Genomic DNA, 25,314 nt, shown 5'->3' with positions numbered 1-25,314 from the left:
TGAATTATTTATATTTATGAAGGAGGAATAGACCCATGGCAGTAAATTTAAAAGGAAGAAGCTTTTTAACATTAAAGGATTTTACACCGGAAGAAATCAGGTATTTGTTAGAGCTATCCAAGGATTTAAAAAATAAGAAAAGAATCGGCGGTAAAGAAAAATTATTGGCAGGAAAAAATGTTGTGCTGCTTTTCGAAAAGGCGTCTACTAGAACAAGATGCGCCTTCGAAGTAGCGGCAATGGATGAGGGCGCTGGTGTTACATTCCTAAGCTCCAATGACAGCCAAATGGGCAAAAAAGAATCTTTAGAGGATACAGCGAAGGTATTGGGCAGAATGTACGACGGTATTGAATTTAGAGGATTCGCCCAAAAAACAGTGGAGCTTTTGGCAGAACATTCAGGTGTACCCGTATGGAATGGATTGACGGATGCAGATCATCCAACGCAAATCTTGGCGGACCTGCTGACTGTTATGGAGCATATACCAAAGGCGTTGAATAAGGTGAAAATGGTTTATGCAGGAGACGCCAGAAACAATATGGGCAATGCATTATTAATCGGTGCTGCAAAGATGGGTATGCATTTCGTTGCTTGTGCACCGAAAGAATTGTTCCCTGAAGAAAGCTTAGTTGCAGAAATGAGAGAAGTTGCAAAGGAAACGGGTGCAGTTATAGAGTTAATTGAAAATATCGACGAAGCGGTAAAAGGTGCCGATGTCATTTACACAGATGTTTGGGTATCCATGGGAGAAGAAGATCAATTTGAGGAAAGAATTAAGCTGCTTCGTCCATACCAGGTAAATATGGAAATGCTTCAGAAAACAGACAACCCGGATGTGATTTTTTTACACTGCTTGCCAGCCTTCCACGACCTTGAGACAAAGGTTGGAAAAGAGGTCTATGAGAAGTATGGATTAAAGGAAATGGAAGTAACCGATGAGGTATTTAGAAGCAGATATTCTAAAGTATTTGATGAAGCTGAGAATCGATTACACACCATTAAAGCAGTAATGGTTGCAACCATGGCATAGAAAATCGAAACAAAGTAAGGGGGGAACAGCATGAAAAAGGACAGAGTAGTTATTGCCCTTGGCGGAAATGCCCTGCAGGCGGATCCCAAGGATACAACCGCAGAAGCCCAGTTGATAACAGCAAAAGAAACTGCGAAACCCTTAGTTGATCTAATAGAAGACGGACATGAATTAATTATTGCCCATGGAAATGGCCCTCAGGTAGGGCAAATCGTGGCCACCTATGAGGCAGCAGCAGGTGTGCCAACCATGCCTTTTCCTGAATGTGGTGCTATGAGCCAAGGGTATATCGGATACCATCTCCAGCAAGCGATTCGTGAAGAGATGCTGCATAGAGGGCTGGAGAAGAATGTAGCGGCGATCGTAACCCAGGTAGTAGTAGATAAAGAAGATCCTGGATTCAAGAATCCTACAAAGCCAGTGGGCTCTTTCTTCTCTGAAGAAGAAGCAGAATTCCTGCAAAATGAAAAGGGTTATGTGATGAAGGAAGATGCAGGGAGAGGTTGGAGAAGAGTGGTTGCATCTCCAGAGCCTGTAGATGTGGTAGAAGCACCGATTGTAAAGACACTGGTAGATGCAGGCCATGTGGTGATCACTGTAGGCGGTGGCGGTGTACCGGTAATAAATAAGGGAAATGGTGTATTGGAAGGGGTACCTGCAGTTATCGATAAGGACTTTGCATCAGAGAAAATTGCAGAAATCCTAGATGCGGATTATCTGATTATATTGACCGCCGTTGAAAAGGTATCGATCAACTTCAATAAACCAAACCAGAAAGATTTGGACCTTATGACCATCGCGGATGCGCAGCAGTATGTCGAAGAAGGGCATTTTGCGCCAGGTTCTATGCTGCCGAAAGTAAAAGCGGCCATGAAGTTTGTTGCCTCCAAGCCAGGAAGAAAAGCGTTGATTACCTCTTTGGGAAAAGCAAAAGAAGGGATTCAAGGGAAAACAGGTACAGTAATCATAGGGTAATATTTAAAAATACCGGAGAAAACTCCGGTATTTTTTCAAGTTTGTGAGACATGGGGAAGTTCTTCGATGTAGGAGAGGTGCGTCCCCATGTCTCATAATGTAAATTAAAATTTCTATATAGAATAAATCAGAAAATACCGATATTTTCTATAGGATATGATAAAATATATATGGAACAAATTACCACGATTTTTTTTGGAAAAACCTCGTTTTTTATGAAACTTTTTCTAGTGTTTATACGTCTATTTATATACAGGTAAACCATTTCATAGTAATAAAAACAATTTTTCGCAGAAAGCAAGGTGATTCATTCAAGCGAAAAGAAAGATAAATCCAACGAATGAGAAAATAGCTTTAAGCTTTAGGGATTAGGGTATAAAAACCATGAAGAATTACCAAGTCAAAAGAAACAAAAATGGAGGGGTCATGATGGTAAAAAGAAAAAGCCTTGTATTTGTTCTTGCTACTGCTATGGTTGCGGGACCAACGCTTCCTGCCTTCGCAGATCAGCCAGCAACAGCGGTTGAAATGACAAGAGCAGTGACAACACGTAACGCGGTAGCGGGACCGGTAAACGTAACCATTACAGGTGTTGAGGAAGTAAAAAATGCAGCAGCTGTCTCGGACGAAAAGGCAGACATCAGTAAAGAAAAAGCATTGGAAGCAGGCAAAAAAGCTTTAAAGGATTACTTCGGCATAACAGTGGAGGATAAAAAATATCAAACCAGTACAGAGTATCGAAAAGATTGGAATAGCCCCGACCGGTATGTATGGGCGATGAATTGGAACTATAATGATCATATGGAATATTTCTATGCAGGAATCACCATTGATGCAAATACAGGCGAAATCCTGGAAATGAACAAAGACGGCGGCAAATATAACGAGCAAGGCGCAAAGGTAACAACGATTACCAGGGAAGAAGCCCAAAAAAAGGCGGAGGAATTTGCTAAAAAGATTGTTCCGGGAATTTTGGAACAGACAAAATTAATGGATAATTATGATGATTACTACCGGGACATGTATGGCGGATCCTATCCGGTATTTTATAATTTTAATTACCAGAGAGTACATGAGGGAACGAAATATGATGCCAACTATATCAATGTAGGCATCGACGGGGCTACCGGAGAAGTTCGGAATTTTGGTTACCGTTGGGATAAAAGCCTCCCGAATCTGCCGAAAAAAGACGGTATTAAGAGCGTGGAAGAGGCTACTAAGATTTACCGTGACAATATGAATATGGAACTGATTTATTTCCCGATCCGGGACCAATTCAGATACGAACCGGTACCGAAAAGCGTAAAGCTGGCCTATCGTGCTACTTATAATTTTGCAGATATGGTAGATGCCAAGACTGGAAAAATGATTGGATGGAATGGAAAAGAACAGGATCAGCAGGTGAAATTTGCAAGCCTGACTGAAAAACAGATTGATGACATTTACAAAAAGGCCAAACCGATTGTAAAAAGAGATAAAGAGTTGACAAAAGAAGAAGCAGAAAAAGCAGCAGCAGCAGTTCTAAAGGCAGAGTTTGGTGACGGTGTGAAGATTAACAGCACCAACTATGTTGAAGGAGACGGTTATTGGGAAAGTGCCGGAAGAAAAGCTTGGAACATAGAATTTAGCATGGAAAATAAAGACAGCAAGGCAACCGATGCTAAACTGGGCATTATGCCTATGAACGGCAGGGTCATGATCGATGCAGTTACAGAAGAAATATTGGCCCTGAATAATTGGCAGTATTATGAAGGGCCTTACGGTCAGTCTTTTGAGCCGGCTCTAACTTGGGAAGAAGCATATGCAAAGGCTGTTGAAATGATTGAAAAGTATCATCCGGGAAAGATCAAAAGCGTCAGAACGGAGCAGGCCAATGTAGTTTACCAAGAGATGGTGGACGGCAAAGTGATTCCGCCGATGGAATACTATTTCACCTTCCCAAGAAAAGTTAATGGTGCAATTTACGAAGAAAATCAAATCAGTATTAGTTTTAATAACAGAACAGGGAAGGTACAGTATTTTAATGCAAGATGGCAGGAAGACCTAAGGTTCCCATCTACCGGGCAGGCAATTTCTAAAGATGCAGCAAAGGATACACTGTTTAAAGTAAATGAATTAGAGTTAGCCTACTATCGTTTCAATACCAACAATGATTATCAGAATCCTGTTTTCGATACAAAATTAGTATATAGAATTGCGCCGAAAAAGGCTCCTTATAATCCTTATATGATGATTGATGCGGTATCTGGAAATATGATGGATTATAATGGGAAAACAATACCGATTGATGCTGTAAATGATTTTGACAGCTTGATCAAGGGCCATTGGATAGAAAGAAGTGCGAAGCTGCTGGCACAGCAAGGGATCATTGACAAAAATACTTTTAAGCCCGATGCAGAACTCAGCAAGCTGGAAGCGGTAAAGATGCTTGTAAAAGCCAGAGGAATGGATTATTATTATCCAGTTAAAGAAGCTGCAGATAAGCTGAAATTCTCTGATGTCAGCGAGGACAGTGATGACTATCGGTTCATCCATATGGCGATGCGCTATGGAATCATCGAAAACAAAGAAGGTAAATTTGATGGTGATGCAGCTGTCAACCGTGAGGAATTAGCGGTGATGATGGTAAAAATGCTAAAATATGATGCCTTGGCACAGGGCAAGGATATTTTCAACGTATTCTTCAAGGACCAAGGGGATATCACCCCGGAATATGTGGGGTATGTGGCAATTTGTAAAGGCTTAGGCTTATTGGGTGAAGATACAAACTTTAGGCCTAAGGATGAGACTACTATGGCAGAAGCTGCCGCTATGGTATATAAGGCGCTGGGAAATATCAATAGATAAGCGTTTTTAACGATACAGAATATCCGATTGAATTCAATCGGATATTCTGTATCGATATTTTATTTTTTTCAGGAGGTGTCTATATGACAGCAAAGAGAATACTTGCCATGTTGATTGTTCTTATTCTTGTGTTAGGGACAATAGCTCCAGCCTTTGCAGAAGAGAAGAACAACGGGCAGCCAGAAATGAACGCAGGGATTTCAAAGGATGAGGCGAAGGCTGCAGCAGAAAAGGTGCTAACGGAATATTTTAAGCAAGAAATCGATGATAAAAAATTCCAAAGCAGATATGAACTGCGAAAAGACTATGATCTCCCGGGGAATCCTATCTGGGAAATCTATTGGGATTACAGCGGTGGTGACAGAGGACTGCATATCCGTGCTGTAGTAGATGGAACTACAGGTAAGGTACTCGATATTAACCGGCACGAATACCTATTTGGCCAAGAGCAGCCTGCAGTGGCAGCCATCACTGAGGAAGAAGCGAAAAAGATTGCCGTAGACTTTCTTCAGAAAATTAATCCTAAGGAGTTTAAAGAGGTTAAAGAAGTAGAAGATTCTATGAATATGTACTATGGAGGATATTACCCGAGAAATTACTACTTCCGGTATGTACGTATGGTAAACGACATAGAATTTGAAAGAAATTACATAAACGTAGAAGTAGACGGGATTAAAGGGAGCATTTCTTCTTACAGCTGCCGTTGGTATGATGCGTTAAATGTACCCTCTAAGCAAGGTGTAATTGGAGAGGAGAAGGCAGCAGAAATTTTAGCAAAAAATGTGAAAATGGAGTTATCTTACCTGCCCCAGAGAAAAGATCCAAATTTCTATGACCAAAAGGTTGAGCGGGCGAAGCTGGTTTATGCTCCGAGCTATATGAATGGGTATGTTGTAGATGCAAAAGAAGGCGTTATGCTGAACTGGAGGGGCCAAAGCACCATTCAGGAGAAGATCAAGGATATTACCCAGAAGCAGAAGGAAGATATTTTAAAGGGTGCGAAACCCGTTGTAAAGCAGGAAAAAGAGATTGATAAAGATCGTGCAGCTAAGATTATGGAGGAGATTTTGAAGCAAGCGATGGGTGAGGGCTATGAGATTGAGTCCATGCGCTACCTATCGGGAGAAAATTATTGGGAGACTTCTGGAAACAAGGCTTGGTCAGGCCAATTTGTAAAAAAAGATAGTGCCCGAAGATATGATGAGGGCGGCACCATCACCATCAATGCCCTTACCGAAGAACTGATTGCCATGTACAGTCACTACTGGTATGGTCCAGAAACAGAAGCATTTGAACCAAAGCTGGATTGGGAAGCTGCATATGATAAGGCCATCGAAGCGGTTGGGACCTACTTCCCTGAAAAAATTAAGAATATCAAAACAGAACAAACCTATATAAAGAATGATCATTACGTTAATGGCAAGCTCGTACAGGAACAGTATTATTATTTCTATTTCCCAAGATTGATTAATGGAATCCCTTACAGTCAAGATAACATTTCGGTAAGCGTGGATGTGAAAACAGGTCAAATGAGGGAAATTAGAAGCAGCTGGAATGAGGATTTGATCTTCCAAACTGCCCAAGGGGCCATAGGAAGTGACGCGGCCCTAAAGATGTATTTGGAAAACCATGAGCCACAGTTAATTTATACGATGTTTGACATGTCAGAGAATCCAGAAAATCCAAACTTGCAGACAAAGCTGGTTTACCGTTTGAAGGCAAAAAATACCGCTTATCCATTTGTTCAAATGGATGCATTTACCGGTAAGTTTGTAGATTACAACGGAGAGGAAATCAAAGAAAACGGAAGTGAATTTAAAGATAAGATCAAGGGGCACTGGGCAGAAAAAGAATTGAGCGTACTGGCTTCACAAGGAATCATTGACGCAAAAACTTTTGACCCGGATAAAAAAATCACTAGAATGGAAGCCATAAAAATGCTGATTTCTGCCAGGGGAAGAGTATATATGACCCAGGAAGCAGAGGATCTGAAGTTTACAAACATCAGCAAGTCTGATACCAATTATAGAGAACTGCAGATGGCAGTACGTTACGGCCTGCTTGAGAATAAAACAGTTGAATTTGACGGGGAAGCTGTGATCACCCGTGAAGAGATGGCCGTACTTCTGGTTAGATTAATGCAAATGGAAAACCTGGCAAAGATAAAAGATATTTATATCCTGCCATTCAAGGATGCAGACAAGGTAAGTCCTGATAAAATCGGATATATTGCTCTTTGCAAAGGATTGGAGCTTGTGGGCGGAAGCGATGGTTTATTTAGGCCACAGGAAGAAGCTACCATGGCAGAGTTGGCTGCGGCAGTCTATAAAGGGTTAAACAGTATTCGAAACCTAAGATATTGATAAAATACCCTATCCTATACGAAAGAAGTGGAGAATTTCAATTTTTCCACTTCTTTTTTTGTTACGAACCGCATAAATATAGTAAAGACAAATCGGCTTGGCTACACAAAAATATAACATATTTTTGTGTCCTATAAATATGAATATAGTAAGAAATAGAAGGCTAAAAAAGGAGGAGGAAAATGCATGTCCGTTGAATTAATCCGCGATTTACTGAAGATAGATCAGGTTACAGGGGAGAACCATACACAAGCCCTTGTAGAGGGAGATATTCTTGTTCCGGACATTAAACCGGATATATCCAATGTACTGTCCGTTGATGGGATGGTTAACATTACCAAAAAAGAAATTCTACAGGATAAAATTGTCGTAGATGGCGTTGTGAATTTTAAAATTTTCTATACAGCAGAAACTGGAGATCAGCCGATGTACAGCATGAATGCCAGTGCAGGATTCAATCAAAATATAGATATGCCCGGTATAAAGTCTGATATGATGAGTGAAGTAATTGCAGCGGTAGAGCACGTAGATTTCCAAATCACCAATGAAAGAAAGCTTGCAGTAAAAAGTGTAGTCAATCTTTCGGCAAAAGCGCTTGACAGTTCTAAGATGGATGTGCTGCGAGAAATCTATGGTCTGGAGGATGTTCAAGTATTGCGAAATAAAATCCAGTATAATGATCTGGTAGGCAGCAATCAGGCAGAAACGATCGTCAGGGAGACCTTCGAAATCGATGAAGACCTTCCTGAAATTCGAGAAATCCTAAGATGTGAAGCTGTTGCCGTTGAAAAAGAAACGAAGGTAACCGATGGAAAGGTTATTATCAGCGGGATCGTGAAAACCAATACACTTTACTTAGGGGAAGATGAACGCAATCCAATGATTCAGCTGAAGCATGAAATTCCATTTACCCACTTTGTCGAACTAAATGGGGCGATGAAGGATATGGATAGCAAAATTGCTGTTAAGGTAGATGATATTTTTACTGAAGTAAAAGAAAATCTTGATCGGGACCGAAAGCTGTTTGATGTGGAAGCTACAGTAAAAATAGAGGCCTCTGTCTTTGATCAAGAGGAGAAAGAGGTAATCATAGATGCATACAGCCCGAGCAAAAAACTAAAGGTCGAGAAAAAACCTGTTGTATTCCAGCAGACCCTGGGCAAAAATACAGCCAATATGATCGTGAAGGAAACCTTGGATATTCCTGAAAATCAAGGAGATGCGTTCAAAATATTAAGTGTAAACACTAGGCCCGTGCTTACGGACTACAGTTTGACAGAGGATAAAACCATTATTGAGGGGCTCATTGAAACCGGTGTACTATACTTATCACAGGGTAAAGATCAAAAAGTACATAGTTTCCAGCAAGAAATTCCATTTAGACACTTTGTGGAGATTCCCGGTGCTAAGGAAAATATGGAAGCAGATGTGGATTTGAAGGTGTTCGACGTAGACTTTAGTCTCATTAACCCAGAGCAGGTAGAAGTAAAAGTAAATGTAGGGGCTGCCTGCGTCGTTAAGAAAAATGCACAACTGGAAGTATTGGTAAATGCAGAGGAGATGGAGGAAGTCGTAGATGTAACCAAGAATCCAAGTATGACGATCTACTTTGTACAGCCGGGGGATACCCTGTGGAAGATTGCCAAACGCTACAATACTACAGTAGAAAGCATTGTGAAGACCAATGAAATTTCAGATGAAAACCATATTCTTCCAGGGAGTCAAATTATCATCCAAAAGAACTATGAATATAAATTCTAGATTTATGAACCCGCAGCAAATGCTGCGGGTTTTATCTTGCTTGATGAATAATACATAAAGAATACGCCATGAGCGGGCGACCGAAGATCGCCCCTACGAGAATTCCTGCATTGGCAGGGGTGACCTTCGGTCGCCAGAGGTTATCGAAAAACCCCTTGATTTAAGAAATTGCATTATGCGAAGTCTTAATTTTCAAGGAGTTTCTTTATTAATTTCGCAGATTCAGCACTTTTTCGATGGTAGTAGGGGCGACCTTTGGTCGCCAGTTTTTCATAATAGAAGCCTTACACCGCATCAATCTACAATTGTCTATTACGTATTATCAAGATAGAACATTAACAGATCCCCAAAATTGAAGTACAGGTAAAAATATGTTGATATAAATGGAAAATTCAGATAAAATAGAATCAAACGAAATAGACAAGCTTTCCGATAATAGCAAACCCGGTGAAAGCCGGGGACGCAAAGCCTACAGATCTAAGGTGAGAAATCACGATGATGGCTGGGTTGCCGAAGAAGCACAGAGAGCATTCTCTTTTTGCAGGCAATTCAGAAGTTTGTCTGTAAAGGGGGATGTTCCATGGGGCCAGTAAGCTTTAAAAAACTTCTTTTAGTATTTTTGACAGGTATACTCTTCATGTCTCAAAGCATTACTGTTAAAGCAGAAGCGGCTTACTTGAAAAGTAAAGACGTTACATTAATGAATATAGGAACACAAAAAGTCGAAGGAAAAATACATTTAAAGGGCGATAGTAAACAGAAGCAAATAAAGGTGCTGCTCATAAAGGATGAAGAAAAGAAGTGGTACGAGCTGCCTCTTAAGGAAGGTAAGTTTGATGAAGAAATTTGGCTTACCATGGGAAAGGGAAAATATACCGCAGCGATTATGATTCATGAAGAAGGAAGAAAATACAGTTATGGCCCAAAGATCACCGTAGAAAATGTAGGAGAAGTAAATCCATTTTTAGTACCCGTAAAGCATGTAGAAAGTAATGATGAGAAGATTATTCAGCTGGCAGAAAAGCTTATAGAAGATAAGACTACAGACCGGGAAAAGGCAAAGGCCATTTATGATTGGGTAACAGGCAACATTACTTATGACTATGAAAAGTTTGGTAAACACCAAGAGGGAGATTATGACAATACATATGGAGCACTGCATACTCTTGAGACAAAGAAAGGGGTCTGCTATGATTATGCTGCCTTAACTGCATCCCTCGGAAGAGCTGTAGGACTGCAAACAAAGGTGGTAAAAGGACAAGTCTCCAGTGAACTATATAAAGGCTACCATGCATGGAATGAGATATACCTGGCGGATGAAAATCAGTGGATTTTTCTGGACAGCACTTTTGGCGTCGGAGGAAAGAAAGAATACTTCGACAAAAAACAATCAGAATTAAGCCATAGTAAACAAGAGGAACTTTAAGAAGATGAACATATTGTTCATCTTTTATTCAAAAAAGCGGATAAGAATAAAGCAACTGGGTATAACTTGGTGAAATTTGCAAAAAAGGATAGACAAGTTTATAGGGAGAGCGGACAAGATTCTACAAATATTTTCCAAATCTATAAGTATAATATGAATAAGCGCATAGGCGTAAAATCCTATGAGGGAGACGAAGAGACGTGATCGACAGTTGGGCACCTAGGTCATGAGGAGTCAGTGGTGCAACCGACCCAATGATGATTAGGTCGGTTTTTTATTATTTATAATAGTAATAAAAAACAAATGATTCTCTGTAAGCCATGCGAAGCAAAAAAGGTATAAAATATGAAAACCGGCAGATAATTCAAATATAATTTTGTGCCTGAGATATGCTAGAGATCTTTAAAAAAGAGGGAGGCATATATTTGAAGCTTCATCGACTTTTTAAAAACAATCTTTTTATAAATAATAAAACCCAAGAAACACAAATGCTTATTTTTTATAGAGCTTTATCGATTGTCATTACTTCATTCTTTTACTTCATCGGAGACCTTAATCATTCTATTGAAAGAAAGCTGTTTCTCATTGGAACGATTTGTATATCCGCTGTAGTGTTTATTTATTTGTATACCAATGCGGGAGAGGATAAGCACAAAATAAAGCTGCTGGTACTATTGGAAACAGTAGGAAACTGTTTGATTCTAATACCTTCAGGAGGATTTAACAGTCCCTACGTTTGGTATGCACTCAATACCATCATGATTACGGCTGTAAAGCTGGACAACAGTTATTGCTTTTTAAATTTAACTGCCTATTTATTTATCTCTATAGAAATTATTCATATGAGCTCGGGCAGCGGTGTTCTAGCATTATTTGAAGCAATAAAGATTGAGTCCAATCGAATTATTAGTTTCATTCTCATGGCTGTAGCCATGCAGCGATTATCTACACTCTCCAAAGATGTACAAAGACAAAGCGAAAAGATTACAAAAGCAAATGAAGAGCTGGCAGCAGCAAATTTTAAAATAAAAGAATCGGTAGAGCACATTATGTCTCTATATCAAACAGTAAACTCTTTGTCCGCTCAGAAGAATGAGGATCGGTTAATGGAATTATTCGTGCACTATGCGAAGCTGATTACCAAAGCAGAAACAATTTTCTTTATGAATATTATGCAATGTCAAAATGAAGTGTTATTTGAAAAGAGCCAGGATGAGATTTTGCTGCTAAAGCATCAATTAAGAAATGAAATATTAAATAAATGGAATAGCCTGATAGAAACAGAAATCCCTATTGAATTAGAAGTAGAAGGCACGCGGTTTGTTGTTACAATTTTAAGATCTACTTATAAGATTTATGGGATCATAGGGATTGAATCCACGATCCATAAGGAAGACATCGTCTACAGGGAAAATGTAGATCAGCTAAGATTTTTAGCGAATCTCGGTTCTATTGTACTGGAGAGGGCCCGTCTGGAAGAAGTAAACGAACGATTGGTAATTGCTCAGGAGCAGAACAGGATTGCAACCGAAATCCATGATAGTGTACTGCAAAGGCTCTACAGTATGTCCTTCAGTATATTTGCATTGATGAAAAATGTAGAGAAGATGAATCACCATCAAATAAAAAAAGAGTTGAATGCCTTACGAAGCGCCATGGACAGTGCCATGAAGGAACTGCGTTCTACAATCTATGGACTGAGCTGGCAAAAAAATGGAATAGATACTTTTCGTGAGGATATTTTAAACTATATTCATGAAATACAAGCCTTGAGAAATATAGATATCGCCTTGGATATTAAAGGGAATCATGCATTTTTGACAGTCTCACAGAAGAAGGCTATTTACCGGATTATCTGTGAAGGGATAGGAAATGCAGTGCGCCATGGCAATCCAACGGATATTCAAGTGATGCTTGACCTCAGTGATGATCCCTATCAACTCAAAATTACAGACAATGGAGCAGGATTCGACGTGAGTCTAATCAAAGACGGTACGCAGCAGGGATTAGGCTTAAAGAATATTCATTATCTTGTAAAGTCTTTAGGTGGGGAGCTGATTATCGATAGTGTTATAGGAAAGGGAACCGCTGTTTTAGTGGATATTCCTAACACAAATCAAATACTGGAGAAGGTGAATGCGGTATGAAGATCCTTATTGTAGATGATCATCCAATGGTTCGGAAAGGGCTTTCGGCTACTTTGCTATTGGAAGAAGCCGTTAAAGAAATTAAAGAAGCTACGAATGTAGAAGAAGCAGTGAGAATGATTAAAGAGGAGAAACCGGAAATTTCGATTGTGGATTTAAGGCTAGGCAGGGAAGATGGCCTTGATATTATTAGAATTTCAAAGCAGGAAGGATTAGAGACAAAATTTATCATATTAACATCTTCCATGAAAAAAGAAGATTTTATGAAGTCCCGGGAATTTCAAATAGACGGGTATGTATTAAAAGATGCCTATGCAGAAGATATACTTTATGCAGTACATACAGTTGCAAAGGGACGCAAATTTTTCCATCCGGAGATTTCTCAATTGATAGATAATCAACAAGAGGATGGAGAGTTAGAGCAATTAACACCAAGGGAAAGAGATGTATTGGAAGCACTGGGAAAAGGATTAAGCAATATAGAAATTGCTAAAAAGCTGTTTATATCAGAGCATACAGTGAAAAAGCATGTAAGCAGTGTTTTACTGAAGCTGGGGTTAACACATCGTACACAGGCCGCATTATATGCAAAAGAAACAATGTATATCTGATGATTAAATGAAAGTATGCTGAAACAGGGTTTGTACACCCTGTTTTTTGTATGGGGTATAAGGGGATACCTATGGTAAGAAAGTAGCAGTGCCTTATCCATTAGAACCATATAACAGGAAATGATATAATACAAATTCATTAATGAAAACTACGCTTTAGCAGGGAGAAAAAAAACAGGAAAAAAACTATAATCAAATATAGAGAAATTCGTGGTTTTGATTGAATAAAAGAGAGCGGGCTTATCTAGTGGGAGATGGTTTGGATAAGGTATAGGCATAAGTTAATTCTTTCTTGTATAGGATTCGAAGCAAATACTTATACAAGCGTTATAACTTATGCCATTTCTGCATTAAAAACACTTAGGGGGTAGACAAATGATAAAAACCATGCTGAAGTGGATCGGAGACAGTATCACAATTGTATTGGTGTTCATTATAGGTGTATCCGTTTTTACGATGTTTCAGGCAAAAACAAATCCACAAAAGGTGCCGTCGGTTTTTGGATTTAAGCCTTTGAAGGTGCTTACCGGCAGTATGGAACCTGTTTTAAAGCCGGGTGATATGGTAGTAACAAGGGAAACAGAGCCGGAGGAGATCCAAATTGGAGATGTATTGACTTATCGGATCGAGGGAAATACATTAGTCACCCATAGAGTAATCGGGATTGTTGAAGAAAATGGTATCGTTAAGTTCAGAACAAAAGGAGATGCCAACAATACAGAAGACCAGGAGCTTATAGAGGGCAAACAAGCGATCGGAACCATGGCCTTTAAAATTCCCGGAGGAGGTATGATTGCTGATTTTGCAAAGACAGGAAGAGGGTTTTTATTGTTTATTCTATTACCGATTTTTTTACTGATTGTTTCTGAGCTAAGGGTTATATGGTTGGAGTTGAAAAAAGTCAACAATAAAAAAACAGAGGCGCCAGACCATATAAAAGCTTAGCTGGAATAAATTGATTTACTATCATATAAATTACAACGATGGGGATTTGAATGAGAGATGAGGTTTTGGAGGTGGTTGTTAGAACGGCAGAAATAAAAACGGGTCATCTCTGACAAGATCACCCAAAAAAGCAATAAAAAAATATCTTCTAGGCTTATTTTACCACAAAAATGAAAGAAAAAACAGAAAAAGAGGAGGATCTTTGAAAAATGAATAAGAGAATTATACTGAGCATTTTATTAATCGGAGTTTTAATGTTTGGTGCAGGCATGGGAACCATTGCATACTATGCTCAAATGTTCACCAGTGAGGCCAATGAAGTTGTGGCAGCAGCATGGGAAGTTAGTCCAGGCGGTATATTACAAGAGGAATTTACTGCTGATTCAGTGAAATTAGCTCCTGGTGAAGAAAATAATTATGAGTTTTCTATTGATAAAGCTGGTACAGAGGTTCCTGTGGAATACTTAGTAAAAGTGCTTACAGCTGATGGAGAAAGCGAAGCAGGAGTCACCGGCACTCCGTCAAGTTTATTTAGTACAGGAACGCCTATTCAATTTAGAGTGACCATGAATGGGGAAGAGGGTCCTACGAAGAGACTGACTTTAAATGGGGATGCTGTGAAGTTTCCAGTAACAAACAAGGGGAAAGATGAGTTTGTTTTAAATGTGAAATGGCCTTGGGGAAGTGGAATTGCTGAAGGAGAAACACGATCAGCTGATGTTGAATTCGCTGGATTAAGCGGAAACTTTGTTTTAAAGGTTGAAGCAAAACAAGGAAAGATAGCAGTACCTCCTGTAACACCAGAGCCTTTAACAGCAAAAGCTAAACTTGAAGTTGATAAGCTCATTGGCTCAGATATAACATCTTCCAATTCAAATGTTGAGGTGGAATTATTAGCAAGTGAAACTGAAAAGGAATTAATAATTAAAAATCACCCACAATTTGGAAATTTAGGATTTAGAGTTTCTAAAAATGGAGATAAATTCGCATTTAATAATGCGTTACTTTACTATGCAGAAGGTGGAGTGAGCCCATATAATTATTTAGAGGACAAAACAAATACTTATGGATGGCGTATAACTACTCCTTCTGACTTTAGCTTTGTTTCTATTGAGATAACAAATGAATTTGGAGCTTTACTAGCCAAAGTATGGATAGATCTAGATCTTACAAATCTATCAGATCCAAGTGCAGTACATAACTGGTTTAGACCATAATTTCTTGATTAACATTAAAGAAGGGTGGATGTACATCCACCCTTTTAAAACATAAATAAAATTAAGCATTTAAATAATTTTAAATCCTTAATTTTATTTATGTAAGGAGGTGAATATGAGAATATGTTCAAAAAATCTACCTCAAAAACCTTGAGGCTGTCTTTGATTTTATTATTACTGATCCAACTCATCATACCCAGCTTTATATATGCAGAGGATAGCTACACCGCCATTGTGGTAGGAGGAAGCAGCAGTAAGGCAGGAGCTATTTTTAAAAGTAATGGCATTGGAGCTAAAGGCCCTTGGTATCCAGGCTACTCTGCCAGCAGTGTACTTAGAGTGGAAAACAAATATGGAAAAAAAATCACCTTAAATACAATCGGTATGAGTATATCCTTAAAAAGGAAAGGTGAAGAGCTATCTTTTGACCATAAGGATGCCAAAGACTATATGGAAAAAATGAAAATCAAGGTAGATTATAAAAATCCACTGGATAGCCTGCTAAAGGGTACGATCTATGATGGGGATTTTTCCGGCTTCAAGTCTGGTGCCGCCTGTTCCATTGCGATCGGTAATAATAACTATATAGATCTTGTATATACCATCAAGATGGATGAAAGTGCTGAAATTAATGTGGCTGGTATTGCCGGTAAAATAGACTTCACAGTAAATGTGAAGGAACTGGAGGATGGATCCAGTGATCCGGATAAACCGGATCGGCCGGATCGACCCGACCGACCGGACAGACCAGGTGAACTTATGGAAGAAGAACCCATTGAGGTGATTCCGGATATAGCGGGACACTGGGCCCATGATTGTATTGTTACGCTATTGGAGCATGACATTATTAAAGGCTATCCTGATGGAACCATTCGACCGGATCGCCCCATCACCAGGGCAGAATCTGCTGTACTTATTGGCAGGGCGTTGAAGCTGGAAGAGAAGAATAAGTTCTTCTCAGGATATATTGATTGGATACCCGGCTGGGCGAAGGGATATATTATCGCTACCAGTGAAAAGGGAATATTTAAGGGCTATCCTCTGAAACGGTTTAAAGCCAACAAAAATATTTCCAGACAGGAGATGGTCACCGTACTCATCCGGGGATTTGAACAGGAATCATCAGATATAGAATTAACCTTTACGGATAAGGATAAAATCGGAGATTGGGCCTTAGAATATGTAAAAGCAGGTGTAGATCAGGAGATTCTCGTAGGATACCCCGATGGCTCTTTTAAGCCGTTAAATGATATTACCCGGGCAGAGGCTTTTGTAATCATCTGCAAGCTGCTGGGCCTTCATGAGGAGCATGCAAGTAAAAATGAATGAAATGATAATAAAAATTTAAGGAGGTGAAGATGTGTGACCTATAAAAAATCTGGAATAGGATTTCTGTGCCTACGGGTTTTTTGTTGTCTGCTTTCCGGGTTGTTAGTTAGCATGGCACTTTTGGGAATGCTGGATACTTATTCCTACTTCTCTGAGTTAATGCCAAGAAGTATAGAAGTAAGTGCTGTATCTTCAGAGGAGATCCTGCCTACCTTTGAAATAATTCAAAAGATACCGGGAGAATATGCAGAAATCCATATACAAGGTGCTGAAGATTTAAAATATGCACCGATTATTTACTTTACTGTAGAAATCGGGACGCCAGAGAAGAATGCGCTAACAAATCTTCCTGATTATATTCTCCATATTAATCCGGTAGAGTTGCGTAAGAATCAGCTGTATAAAATACCTATCGAACCCATTATAAACTTGCCGCAAAGAGTAGAATTGTTGTTTCATGAACTACTCAAAAAGGAAACCGTTAATGGCGTGATTAGAGCGAAGTATCTCAACGGATTTATAGATAAGGAAGTACCCGTATCCTTTAACATCTCTTATTTGAAAAAATGCTTCGAACAACAAGTGCGAAGAAAGCCTATAGAAATTGAAGATACGGATGAAAAGCAAGAAGCATTGCAGCAGGAATTGACAGAGATGATCTCCACCGTAGCCAGTTATGGAAATTGGGAAGAAGTAAGGTGGGGGAACTCAGGTGAAAACCAGCTGGAGGTATCCATTCAGCAAGCACCTGCACTTCTCAGACAACAGGAAAAAAATAGGACAGCACTTAACAATAAAAGTAACGAATTCGAGGCGGTTGTAACTCCAATTACAAAGCTGGAGATCCCAGAAGATCAGCAGAAGCTTTTGAATATCCTTGTACCTCAATTAACTACTTATTTAGATGAAGTTTATCAGACCGTGCTGGATTTAGTAAGCCAACTGAATGGAAAAATCTCTGAGATTGTCAGTTTAACAAAGCAGATAGAGGAGTTTGTAGAGCAAAACGAGGAATTGATGGCTGAAAATGAGGATTTAAAGCAGGAGAAAGAAAGCTTATCCGCAGAAAATAAAAAACTACAAGAAGAAAATAGTAAATTATTACTGAAAGTCGATGATTTGCAATCTCAGGTTTATAGCCTGCAAAATCAGCTGGAAATATCTTCATCAGGAGGCGGTGGAGCTGCTTCGTCGGCAGTAGGTAGATCGGAGGAGCCGCCAGCAGGAGAGGACCCTGGAGAAGAGATTAAACCGGAGGAGCCGCCAGCAGGAGAGGACCCTGGGGAAGAGATTAAACCGGAAGAGCCGCCAGCAGGGGAGGACCCTGGGGAAGAGATTAAACCGGAAGAGCCGCCAGCAGGAGAGGACCCTGGGGAAGAGATTAAACCGGAAGAGCCGCCAGCAGGGGAGGACCCTGGGGAAGAGATTAAACCGGAAGAGCCGCCAGCAGGGGAGAACCCTGGGGAAGAGATTAAACCGGAAGAGCCGCCAGCAGGGGAGAACCCTGGGGAAGAGACTAAACCGGAGCAACCAGCAGGAGAGGACCCTGGAGAAGAGACTAAACCGGAGCAACCAGCAGTTGAAAACGCAGGTCAAAACAGTGATCATTCAGAAAAGGCATCAGATGGTCATAATGACGGAAGCAAAGATGAATCTATCAAAAGTCTTAAGGTAAAAATGTTCGAGGAAACAGTTATCAATAAAAAAGAAGAAGATGAGACATCTCCATTAGAATAAAAGGCTGCTATGTATTTAGAGACGAAGAAAATTCGTCTCTTTTTTTCTTTTCTCTCCTAGGGTTGAAGGAATTTAGATATGCAGTATATAATATTATATATTGCATACATGATTGGATAAGACGAGTGATACAATAAAAATAGACACAATCCTTATGAGGAGTGAATTTGGTGAAAGAAATCAGACGCAAGGCCAGGGCTAAGATTAACATATCCCTGGATGTATTAGGCAGAAGGATCGATGGCTATCATGAAGTAAAAATGATCATGCAGCAGGTAGATCTCTACGACGAGGTAGAAATTAAAGAGATTGAGGGTGGGATTATACTGGAAAGCAACTGCGGTTTTATCCCGAAGGATGAAGGCAATATCGCCTATAAAGCTGCAAAGCTGATGCAGGAGCAGTATAATATCCACAAGGGTGTATATATATATATAAACAAACAAATCCCTGTGGCAGCAGGCTTAGCCGGGGGCAGCACCGATGGTGCGGCGGTGATGCTGGGGCTGAATGAGTTGTGGAACATTAGAGCCAGTAGAGAAGAGCTGATGGCCCATAGCTTAGCATTAGGAGCAGATGTGCCTTTTTGCATATTAGAAGGTGCTGCATTGGCTGAGGGAATTGGAGAAAAATTAACACCTATTAAAGGATTAGAATATGCATGGGTTGTGCTTTGCAAACCGAATTTGTGTGTTTCAACGGCAGAGGTATATAAAGGTCTCCAATTGGAAAAGCTTCAGAAGCATCCTGACACAGATAAACTGCTGATGGCTATGGAGAACAACGATCTGCAAACCATTGGAGAAAACCTGCACAATGTGTTGGAACAAGTGACGGAAACAATGCATCCCATCGTGAAGGACATCAAGCGGCGCATGATGGAATATAATGCGATGGGAAGTCTGATGAGCGGGAGCGGTCCGACCGTTTATGGATTGTACAAAGATTATCACAAGGCAAGAAGTGCTTGTGAGAACCTATCGAAGGTATATAAACAAACTTATGTTGTCAAAACTTACAATAGGGGGAATGCGTGATGAGTCTTCAGGGTATCAATGGTTTAAAGCTGCAAAACTATCAACCGCTTCGAGATGTAGTTTTTGAACATTTGCGAAATTCTATTATCAACGGGGAACTGAAGCCAGGAGAAAGACTCATGGAGGTGCAGCTGGCGGAGCACCTGGGGGTCAGTAGAACGCCCGTAAGGGAAGCTATTCGAAAGCTGGAGTTAGAAGGTCTTGTAGTAATGGTGCCAAGAAAAGGTGCCTATGTGGCAGATGTATCGATCAAAGACATTCTGGATGTACTAGAGGTTCGCTCTGTTTTGGAAGGACTTGCGGCATATTTGGCAGCAGAGCGAATGACAGAGGAAGAGCTTGAAGAGTTAGAGTTGATTTCCTATCATTTTAAGCGATGCATTGAAAACGGCAATACAGAGGGTATGGTTGAAAAAGATATGCAGTTTCATGACAGGATTTTCAAGTCGACCCGCAATGCGAAGCTCATCCAGATTGCCCAAAGCTTCCAGGAACAAGTGCAGCGGTTCAGAATCACATATTTTTCCGAATACAACAAGCCAAAAGACCTGTTAGTAGAGCATCAGGCCATTTTAGAGGCTATTGCCAACCGGGATGCAGTAGCAGCCCAGCAGGTAGCCCAACAACATATTGACAGTTTAGAGAATAATATCGTAACGCTGGCGAATAAAAATGCAGGAAAATAGAGTTAAAAAGAGGTGAAACAAAATATGACAAAGGCTGTGATCTTAGGGGGACAAGGAGAAGCCTTGGCGGGGCGGCTGCAAAATAAGTCGCTGCTAAAAATACGAGATAAGGCAATGATCCGCTATGTAATTGATGCCCTACTAGAAACACAGTGCATAGACGAAATTTTGGTCATTGGAGACCTGGAAGAATTAAAGAAATTAGCATTGGACGAAACTGTGCGGATAAAGCAGAGCAGTCCATCATTGATTGACAATATACAGATGGGAATTGAAGCCTTTCCGAAAAAAAGGATATTGATTTCTACCAGTGATATTCCTATGATTACAAAGGATGCCATCAATGATTTTGTGGGGCAAAGCCTGGCGTTAGAAGCAGACCTGTGCTATTCCGTGGTTCAGAAGGAGACGCTGGAGGGGAGATATCCTGAGGCAAAGAGAACCTTTGTAAAGCTGGCTGATGGAATTTTTACGGGAGGCAATCTGTTTTTTGTAGATACGGAAAAAGTAGGACGGTATATGGAAATAGGAAGAAAGATGCTGATGCATCGGAAAAATCCGCTTAGGATGTGCAGCTTGTTGGGGATCAAGTGTTTGCTCAAGCTGGTGATCGGGAAGCTTTCCATCAAAGATATCGAGACACGGGTAGAAAATCAAATGGGGATTCGGGGGAAAGCCATTATCTCGACTTATCCTGAGGTGGGTAATGACATTGATAAACCGGAAGACATTCTCATAGCAGAAAAGTATATCATATAATTCCAATAAAGAAGTGAGTTTTGTAAAAACGAGACTTGGGGAAATTCCTTAACGTAGGAGAGGCGTGTCCCCATGTCTCGTTTTCTGGGAGTAAAGCCTATCTATAACAAAACATGCAAAAGGAGCAGTTAAAGACTGCTCCTTTTGCATATCTATGGAGAATTATGCAAATAGTATAGTATGAGACTTTCATTGGAGAAGGTGATACTATTTTACTGAAATGGATACGTTTATTTTATCAAGAAGTAAAAGACCTCTACACGCCAACCGGCGGACTCGTACTGATCGCCATTGGGCTGTTCTTGCTATTGCTTGACTACCCTTCCTTGAAGCAAAAAAAGCTAAAAAAAGAAGGGAGGATTTGCAAATATATGGGGATTGCCTATATCGTAGGCAGTATTGGAATGTACGTTGTGTTCCGCATTTTTTGATATATATGTGACTGAGAATCCTGATTTTTATTCGGAACGATAAGGGCGTCGATCCCTACATCTCTCATTTTAGAATTTTGTAGGGAACAGTGCCCTCACCGTTCCGTCATATATCAAGCATTGGAGGGAGACACAGCATGAGCTTTTTTGAGGAGCTGTTTTCAAAGAAAAAAGAAGATCCCAGGGGAAAAATCCCTGTAGAAAAAGACTATGAGAAAAACCTGGAAAGCATCAAAGAGATTCTAAAAGGTACTGATGATGTGGTTTACCGTGAATTTAAGGTAGGCCAGCAGCAGAAAATGAGCTTTGCTACCATTTTTGTAGATGGATTGGCAGATAAGGATTTATTGAATGAAAATGTACTGAAAAGTTTAATGCTGCTAGCCCGTATGGCAGACTTAGACCTCCATAACCTGCGGCAAAAGATTTATGAAGTGATCAAAGATGGGACAATTTCTGTTTCTGATTTAAGAGAAGTGGAAGATATCAATGAAGCAGTAGACAATATTCTTTCAGGTGAAACTGTACTCATTTTAGATAAATGGGAAAAAATTGTGATCATTGCCACCAAAAAGTGGCCTTCCAGAAGTGTGAGTGAGCCTTCAACAGAAACCGTTATTCGCGGTGCACGAGAAGGTTTTACGGAGACCATGCGGATGAACACTGCTCTGGTACGTCGCAGAATTCGAGATCCTAAGTTTAGTATCAAGCAGATGCAAATCGGTAGGCGTTCTAAGACGGATATTGCCGTCATGTATATTGAAGGGATCGTCAATAAGCCCGTACTGAAAATGGTAAAAGAGAGATTAGATTTGATTGATATTGACACCATTATGGAAAGTGGATATATCGAGCAGTTGATTGAGGATGAATGGCGTTCCCCGTTCCCGCAGCTGCAGCATACCCAGCGTCCCGATGTAGTAGCAGCAGCACTTTATGAAGGAAGGGTAGCCATCCTTATCGACAATACACCCTTTGCATTGGTTGCACCGGCTACAATAACGACCTTGCTGCAGTCACCGGAGGACTACTATGAACGGTTTTTTATTGCTTCAGCCGTTCGCGGCCTGCGATATCTTTCGATTTTGATTGCATTGATCCTGCCGGCACTGTATATTGCCGTTACCTCCTATCACCCCGGTATGCTGCCTACGGCTTTAGCTTTATATGTAGCAGGAAGCCGAAACAATGTACCCTTCCCTGCATTTCTAGAAGCTTTTCTAATGGAAGGGGCGCTGGAGCTGTTGCGGGAAGCAGGGATTCGACTGCCGGCCCCCATTGGTGCCACCATCGGTATCGTGGGCGGTCTTGTATTGGGGCAGGCAGCAGTAGAAGCCGGCGTGGTTAGTCCCTTGATGGTGATCGTAGTAGCCTTGACAGCCATGGCCGCCTATGCGTCGCCCAGCTACAGCTTTGCCATTGCATTCCGATTATTGAGATTTATCCTAATGGCGTCGGCCGCTGTTTTTGGTCTGTATGGCGTGATTCTTTCCTTATTAATGGTGATTACCCATTTGTGCAATCTGAAGAGCTTCGGTGTACCTTACATGAGTCCCTATACTGCCAGCAGCACTACCTTTAATGACTTTAAAGACGCCTTTATCAGAGTACATCTGCGCTTCATGAAAAAGCGGCCGCAGTACTTGCATCAGGAGGATAATATTCGGATGAAAACACCCAAGAATGATATAAAAAAGGAGGATGATGTATAGGATGAATCGCGACAACGATGTCATTTTGAGCAGCCAGCTGTCAGCCATCCTCGTTATGACCATTATGGGCGTAGGGATCTTATCGCTGCCGAGAATGGTAGTAGAAGAAGCAGGGCCCGACGGACTATTTTTAGTACTAGGGGGCAGTATATTTGCCCTTTTAGCAGGCTGGATCATATTCCTTCTGGTAAAAAAGTTTCCTGGAGAAACCATAGTAGAGTTTGGAAATACCCTGCTGGGGAAGTTCTTTGGAACGGTCATCGCACTAGGTTTTTTTGGATATTTAATGATTCTTTCGGCCTATGAGGTAAGGAGCTTTGGTGAGATCACCAAGCAGTATCTGCTTTTTGAAACGCCCATAGAAGTATTGGCGATCACTATACTGCTGGGTTCCGTTTATACCGCAAGAAGTGGTATTGAATCCATTGCCAGGATGGCAGAATTTCTGTTTCCCATTATTACCATTATATCTGTCCTAATACTGCTGCCGATCATACCGGAGATAGATTACACCCAGTTTTATCCCATTTTTCGGACTCCCATCCTAAAGCTGATCAAAGGAATACCTGTGGTGTTTTTTAGCTTTATCGGCATCGAATTAACTCTATTATATGCTGCTTTTGTCAAGGAACCTAAAAAAATCGGAAATGCCATGCTGCTGACCGTGGGCCTGGTTTCCTTTTACTATATTTCCATTGTATTTGTTGTTGTAGCACGGTTTGGGCTGGTAGAAACCACCCATATCATCTGGCCCACCCTAGAGGTTTTCAAAACCGTGGATTTGCCCGGAGCCTTTATAGAAAACCTGGATGCCTTTATTATGAGCATATGGGTAATTGCAGTTTTTATGAGCCTGGTAAGTGCATATTATGGATCAGCCTTGATATTAAGCCGTATTTTTAAAACAAAGGAATTTAATTTTTTTGTACTACCCTTACTTCCGATTATATATTTTTTGGCTTTTATTCCTGATAATTTGATCCAGTTAAACGATTGGATCGATATTTATTCCAATTATGCCGGTAGCTTTTTTATGGTACTGCTGCCTCTTTTATTGTTGATCATCAGCTTTTTCAAAAAAAGCAAGGGAGGAAAGAAAAATGCCCCTTAAAAAGTGGATCATATTGTGTGGGATCAGCCTTCTTTTTTTAACCGGCTGTTGGGACAAGGTAGAAATCAATGAACGGGCCTTTATTGTCGCTGTTGGCCTCGATAAGTTTGAAGAAAAAGTGAAAGTAAATGAAAAAAGCCCCTTGGGGGAACCCAGTGAACCGGAGGATCAACCCAGAAATCGCTATACCATCACCTATACATTTCCTAATACGGGCGTGATCGCAGGGAAAGGAGAAGGGGAGGCTTCCTTTATCTTTACTGGAGCGGGGAAAGACTTTTATGACGTTGAGAAGCTGATGTCTACAAAAATAAAGAATACAGTCTTTTTTGGGCATACGAAGGTTTTTGTAATCGGAGAAGCCTTGGCCAGGGATGAAGCGTTGATGCGGGAAGTACTGGATGCAATCGAAAGAAGTCCCTTGCTGGGACGTAAGATAAACATCGTTATCACACCGGAGAAGGCAAAGGATGTTTTAAACAGTAAACCTCCTCTAGACCCAAAGGCAGGAATCTACATATTTGAACTGCTGCGGCAGAAAGCGAACACCGCTCGTATGGCCGATGCAGATCTGGGGTATATTCTGCGCAGTCTTCATGAAAGCCAGACAGCCATTGCACCCCGGATCGTGGCAACAGAGGAGGATATAAAAATCGCCGGTGCTGCTGTGCTAAAGGAGTATCGTTTAGTAGGATGGCTGGGAGAAATGGAGACCCGGGCGCTGATGTTCATGCAGGATAAGATAAAAACCACAGAGGTTAGCCCAAAGATAGATGAAAAGATAATCCCAGTGGAGATCACTGAATCCAATACAGAGATGCGGGCGTTTGAAAGGGATGGAGAAATTGTGGTGGCCTTTAAGGTGGAAGCAGAGGGCGTTATAGAACAGCATCTTTTTGGAGTCAAAGGAGAAACCTTTGATGAGAAGTATATTCGAAATCTAGAAAAAATAGCAGCAAGAGACATTCATATGCAGATTCAAGAAACCTATGAAAAGCTGCAGAAAGAGTATCAGGTAGATGTGGTACAAGCAGGTGAGCATTTGAGAAAGTTTCAGCCGGATCTTTGGGCGCGCGTAAAGGACCAATGGAAGGAAATATATCCTTATACGAAGCTTGAAGTCAGTGTAGAGTTAAAAATTCGAAGAGTCGGTGTGTCGAGATAAGAGGAATCCGGTAAAAAGTTCCAA

At 40.6% G+C, this 25,314-nt stretch carries 19 protein-coding genes and 2 riboswitches; all 19 genes read left to right on the top strand.

Features of this window, described 5'->3' with window-relative positions:
* Nucleotides 1-35 precede the first annotated feature (35 nt).
* The 19 genes from argF to Gferi_RS11575 all read left to right on the top strand — a co-directional run bounded on the left by argF (nt 36) and on the right by Gferi_RS11575 (nt 25,290).
* Entirely contained in the window at nt 36-1,031 is a 996-nt protein-coding gene (gene argF / locus Gferi_RS11660; protein WP_069976666.1) for an ornithine carbamoyltransferase, read from the top strand.
* Nucleotides 1,032-1,061: 30 nt separating this feature from the next.
* Nucleotides 1,062-2,006 carry a carbamate kinase gene (gene arcC, locus Gferi_RS11655; RefSeq protein ID WP_069976664.1) on the top strand — a complete coding sequence of 315 codons (945 nt, stop codon included), beginning with the start codon at nt 1,062-1,064 and terminating at the stop codon, nt 2,004-2,006.
* Between the two features lie 426 nt (nt 2,007-2,432).
* Nucleotides 2,433-4,853 carry a YcdB/YcdC domain-containing protein gene (locus tag Gferi_RS11650; protein ID WP_169832987.1) on the top strand — a complete coding sequence of 807 codons (2,421 nt, stop codon included), beginning with the start codon at nt 2,433-2,435 and terminating at the stop codon, nt 4,851-4,853.
* A gap of 83 nt (nt 4,854-4,936) precedes the next feature.
* Entirely contained in the window at nt 4,937-7,216 is a 2,280-nt protein-coding gene (locus Gferi_RS11645) for an S-layer homology domain-containing protein (RefSeq protein WP_069976660.1), read from the top strand.
* 186 nt (nt 7,217-7,402) lie between these two features.
* Entirely contained in the window at nt 7,403-8,977 is a 1,575-nt protein-coding gene (locus Gferi_RS11640) for a DUF3794 and LysM peptidoglycan-binding domain-containing protein (RefSeq protein ID WP_069976658.1), read from the top strand.
* Nucleotides 8,978-9,404: 427 nt separating this feature from the next.
* Nucleotides 9,405-9,492: riboswitch (cyclic di-GMP riboswitch) on the top strand.
* Nucleotides 9,493-9,557: 65 nt separating this feature from the next.
* Complete coding sequence (locus Gferi_RS11635; protein ID WP_069976656.1) at nt 9,558-10,403, top strand: transglutaminase-like domain-containing protein; 846 nt, start codon at nt 9,558-9,560, stop codon at nt 10,401-10,403.
* A gap of 177 nt (nt 10,404-10,580) precedes the next feature.
* Nucleotides 10,581-10,664, top strand: a riboswitch (cyclic di-GMP riboswitch).
* A gap of 164 nt (nt 10,665-10,828) precedes the next feature.
* A complete protein-coding gene (locus tag Gferi_RS11630) occupies nt 10,829-12,550 on the top strand; it encodes a sensor histidine kinase (protein WP_069976654.1) in 1,722 nt (573 codons plus the stop codon).
* On the top strand, nt 12,547-13,161 hold the full coding sequence (locus Gferi_RS11625) for a response regulator (RefSeq protein WP_069976648.1): 615 nt from the start codon (nt 12,547-12,549) through the stop codon (nt 13,159-13,161). Before Gferi_RS11630 ends, Gferi_RS11625 begins: the two co-directional genes overlap by 4 nt.
* Before the next feature lie 375 nt (nt 13,162-13,536).
* Nucleotides 13,537-14,106, top strand: a complete 570-nt coding sequence (locus Gferi_RS11620; protein WP_069976647.1) for a signal peptidase I — start codon at nt 13,537-13,539, stop codon at nt 14,104-14,106.
* A 209-nt stretch (nt 14,107-14,315) separates the two neighbouring features.
* Nucleotides 14,316-15,323: a hypothetical protein gene (locus tag Gferi_RS11615; protein WP_069976645.1), complete on the top strand. Its 1,008-nt coding sequence runs from the start codon at nt 14,316-14,318 to the stop codon at nt 15,321-15,323.
* A gap of 123 nt (nt 15,324-15,446) precedes the next feature.
* Complete coding sequence (locus Gferi_RS11610) at nt 15,447-16,652, top strand: S-layer homology domain-containing protein (RefSeq protein ID WP_069976643.1); 1,206 nt, start codon at nt 15,447-15,449, stop codon at nt 16,650-16,652.
* 33 nt (nt 16,653-16,685) lie between these two features.
* On the top strand, nt 16,686-18,389 hold the full coding sequence (locus Gferi_RS11605; protein ID WP_069976641.1) for a hypothetical protein: 1,704 nt from the start codon (nt 16,686-16,688) through the stop codon (nt 18,387-18,389).
* Nucleotides 18,390-18,559: 170 nt separating this feature from the next.
* Entirely contained in the window at nt 18,560-19,426 is an 867-nt protein-coding gene (gene ispE, locus Gferi_RS11600; RefSeq protein ID WP_069976639.1) for a 4-(cytidine 5'-diphospho)-2-C-methyl-D-erythritol kinase, read from the top strand.
* Complete coding sequence (locus Gferi_RS11595; protein WP_069976637.1) at nt 19,426-20,112, top strand: GntR family transcriptional regulator; 687 nt, start codon at nt 19,426-19,428, stop codon at nt 20,110-20,112. Before ispE ends, Gferi_RS11595 begins: the two co-directional genes overlap by 1 nt.
* Nucleotides 20,113-20,136: 24 nt before the next feature.
* The gene (locus Gferi_RS11590) at nt 20,137-20,871 is read left to right on the top strand and encodes a nucleotidyltransferase family protein (protein WP_069976631.1); all 735 of its coding nucleotides are present in this window, start codon (nt 20,137-20,139) and stop codon (nt 20,869-20,871) included.
* A 302-nt stretch (nt 20,872-21,173) separates the two neighbouring features.
* Complete coding sequence (locus tag Gferi_RS29475; RefSeq protein ID WP_408607494.1) at nt 21,174-21,302, top strand: CLC_0170 family protein; 129 nt, start codon at nt 21,174-21,176, stop codon at nt 21,300-21,302.
* Nucleotides 21,303-21,439: 137 nt separating this feature from the next.
* Nucleotides 21,440-23,014, top strand: coding sequence for a spore germination protein (locus tag Gferi_RS11585; RefSeq protein ID WP_069976627.1), 1,575 nt, complete (start codon nt 21,440-21,442; stop codon nt 23,012-23,014).
* A 1-nt stretch (nt 23,015) separates the two neighbouring features.
* On the top strand, nt 23,016-24,125 hold the full coding sequence (locus tag Gferi_RS11580; RefSeq protein WP_069976624.1) for a GerAB/ArcD/ProY family transporter: 1,110 nt from the start codon (nt 23,016-23,018) through the stop codon (nt 24,123-24,125).
* A complete protein-coding gene (locus Gferi_RS11575; protein ID WP_069976622.1) occupies nt 24,115-25,290 on the top strand; it encodes a Ger(x)C family spore germination protein in 1,176 nt (391 codons plus the stop codon). Before Gferi_RS11580 ends, Gferi_RS11575 begins: the two co-directional genes overlap by 11 nt.
* The last annotated feature ends 24 nt before the right edge of the window (nt 25,291-25,314 follow it).

This window comes from Geosporobacter ferrireducens, from assembly GCF_001750685.1.
Taxonomy (GTDB): Bacteria; Bacillota; Clostridia; order Peptostreptococcales; family Thermotaleaceae; genus Geosporobacter; species Geosporobacter ferrireducens.
The sequence above is the reverse complement of the archived record's forward strand: the minus strand, read 5'-3'. Positions and strand labels throughout refer to the sequence as shown.

What these genes read in the sequence shown, in the direction of transcription:
- Gferi_RS11615 (WP_069976645.1), top strand. Translation starts at nt 14,316, where the DNA reads ATGAATAAGAGAATTATACTGAGCATTTTATTAATCGGAGTTTTAATG.
- Gferi_RS11625 (WP_069976648.1), top strand. Translation starts at nt 12,547, where the DNA reads ATGAAGATCCTTATTGTAGATGATCATCCAATGGTTCGGAAAGGGCTT.
- Gferi_RS11640 (WP_069976658.1), top strand. Translation starts at nt 7,403, where the DNA reads ATGTCCGTTGAATTAATCCGCGATTTACTGAAGATAGATCAGGTTACA.
- Gferi_RS11575 (WP_069976622.1), top strand. Translation starts at nt 24,115, where the DNA reads ATGCCCCTTAAAAAGTGGATCATATTGTGTGGGATCAGCCTTCTTTTT.
- Gferi_RS11645 (WP_069976660.1), top strand. Translation starts at nt 4,937, where the DNA reads ATGACAGCAAAGAGAATACTTGCCATGTTGATTGTTCTTATTCTTGTG.
- Gferi_RS11580 (WP_069976624.1), top strand. Translation starts at nt 23,016, where the DNA reads ATGAATCGCGACAACGATGTCATTTTGAGCAGCCAGCTGTCAGCCATC.
- Gferi_RS11650 (WP_169832987.1), top strand. Translation starts at nt 2,433, where the DNA reads ATGATGGTAAAAAGAAAAAGCCTTGTATTTGTTCTTGCTACTGCTATG.
- argF (WP_069976666.1), top strand. Translation starts at nt 36, where the DNA reads ATGGCAGTAAATTTAAAAGGAAGAAGCTTTTTAACATTAAAGGATTTT.
- Gferi_RS11590 (WP_069976631.1), top strand. Translation starts at nt 20,137, where the DNA reads ATGACAAAGGCTGTGATCTTAGGGGGACAAGGAGAAGCCTTGGCGGGG.
- Gferi_RS11635 (WP_069976656.1), top strand. Translation starts at nt 9,558, where the DNA reads ATGGGGCCAGTAAGCTTTAAAAAACTTCTTTTAGTATTTTTGACAGGT.
- Gferi_RS11610 (WP_069976643.1), top strand. Translation starts at nt 15,447, where the DNA reads ATGTTCAAAAAATCTACCTCAAAAACCTTGAGGCTGTCTTTGATTTTA.
- Gferi_RS11620 (WP_069976647.1), top strand. Translation starts at nt 13,537, where the DNA reads ATGATAAAAACCATGCTGAAGTGGATCGGAGACAGTATCACAATTGTA.
- arcC (WP_069976664.1), top strand. Translation starts at nt 1,062, where the DNA reads ATGAAAAAGGACAGAGTAGTTATTGCCCTTGGCGGAAATGCCCTGCAG.
- Gferi_RS11585 (WP_069976627.1), top strand. Translation starts at nt 21,440, where the DNA reads ATGAGCTTTTTTGAGGAGCTGTTTTCAAAGAAAAAAGAAGATCCCAGG.
- Gferi_RS11595 (WP_069976637.1), top strand. Translation starts at nt 19,426, where the DNA reads ATGAGTCTTCAGGGTATCAATGGTTTAAAGCTGCAAAACTATCAACCG.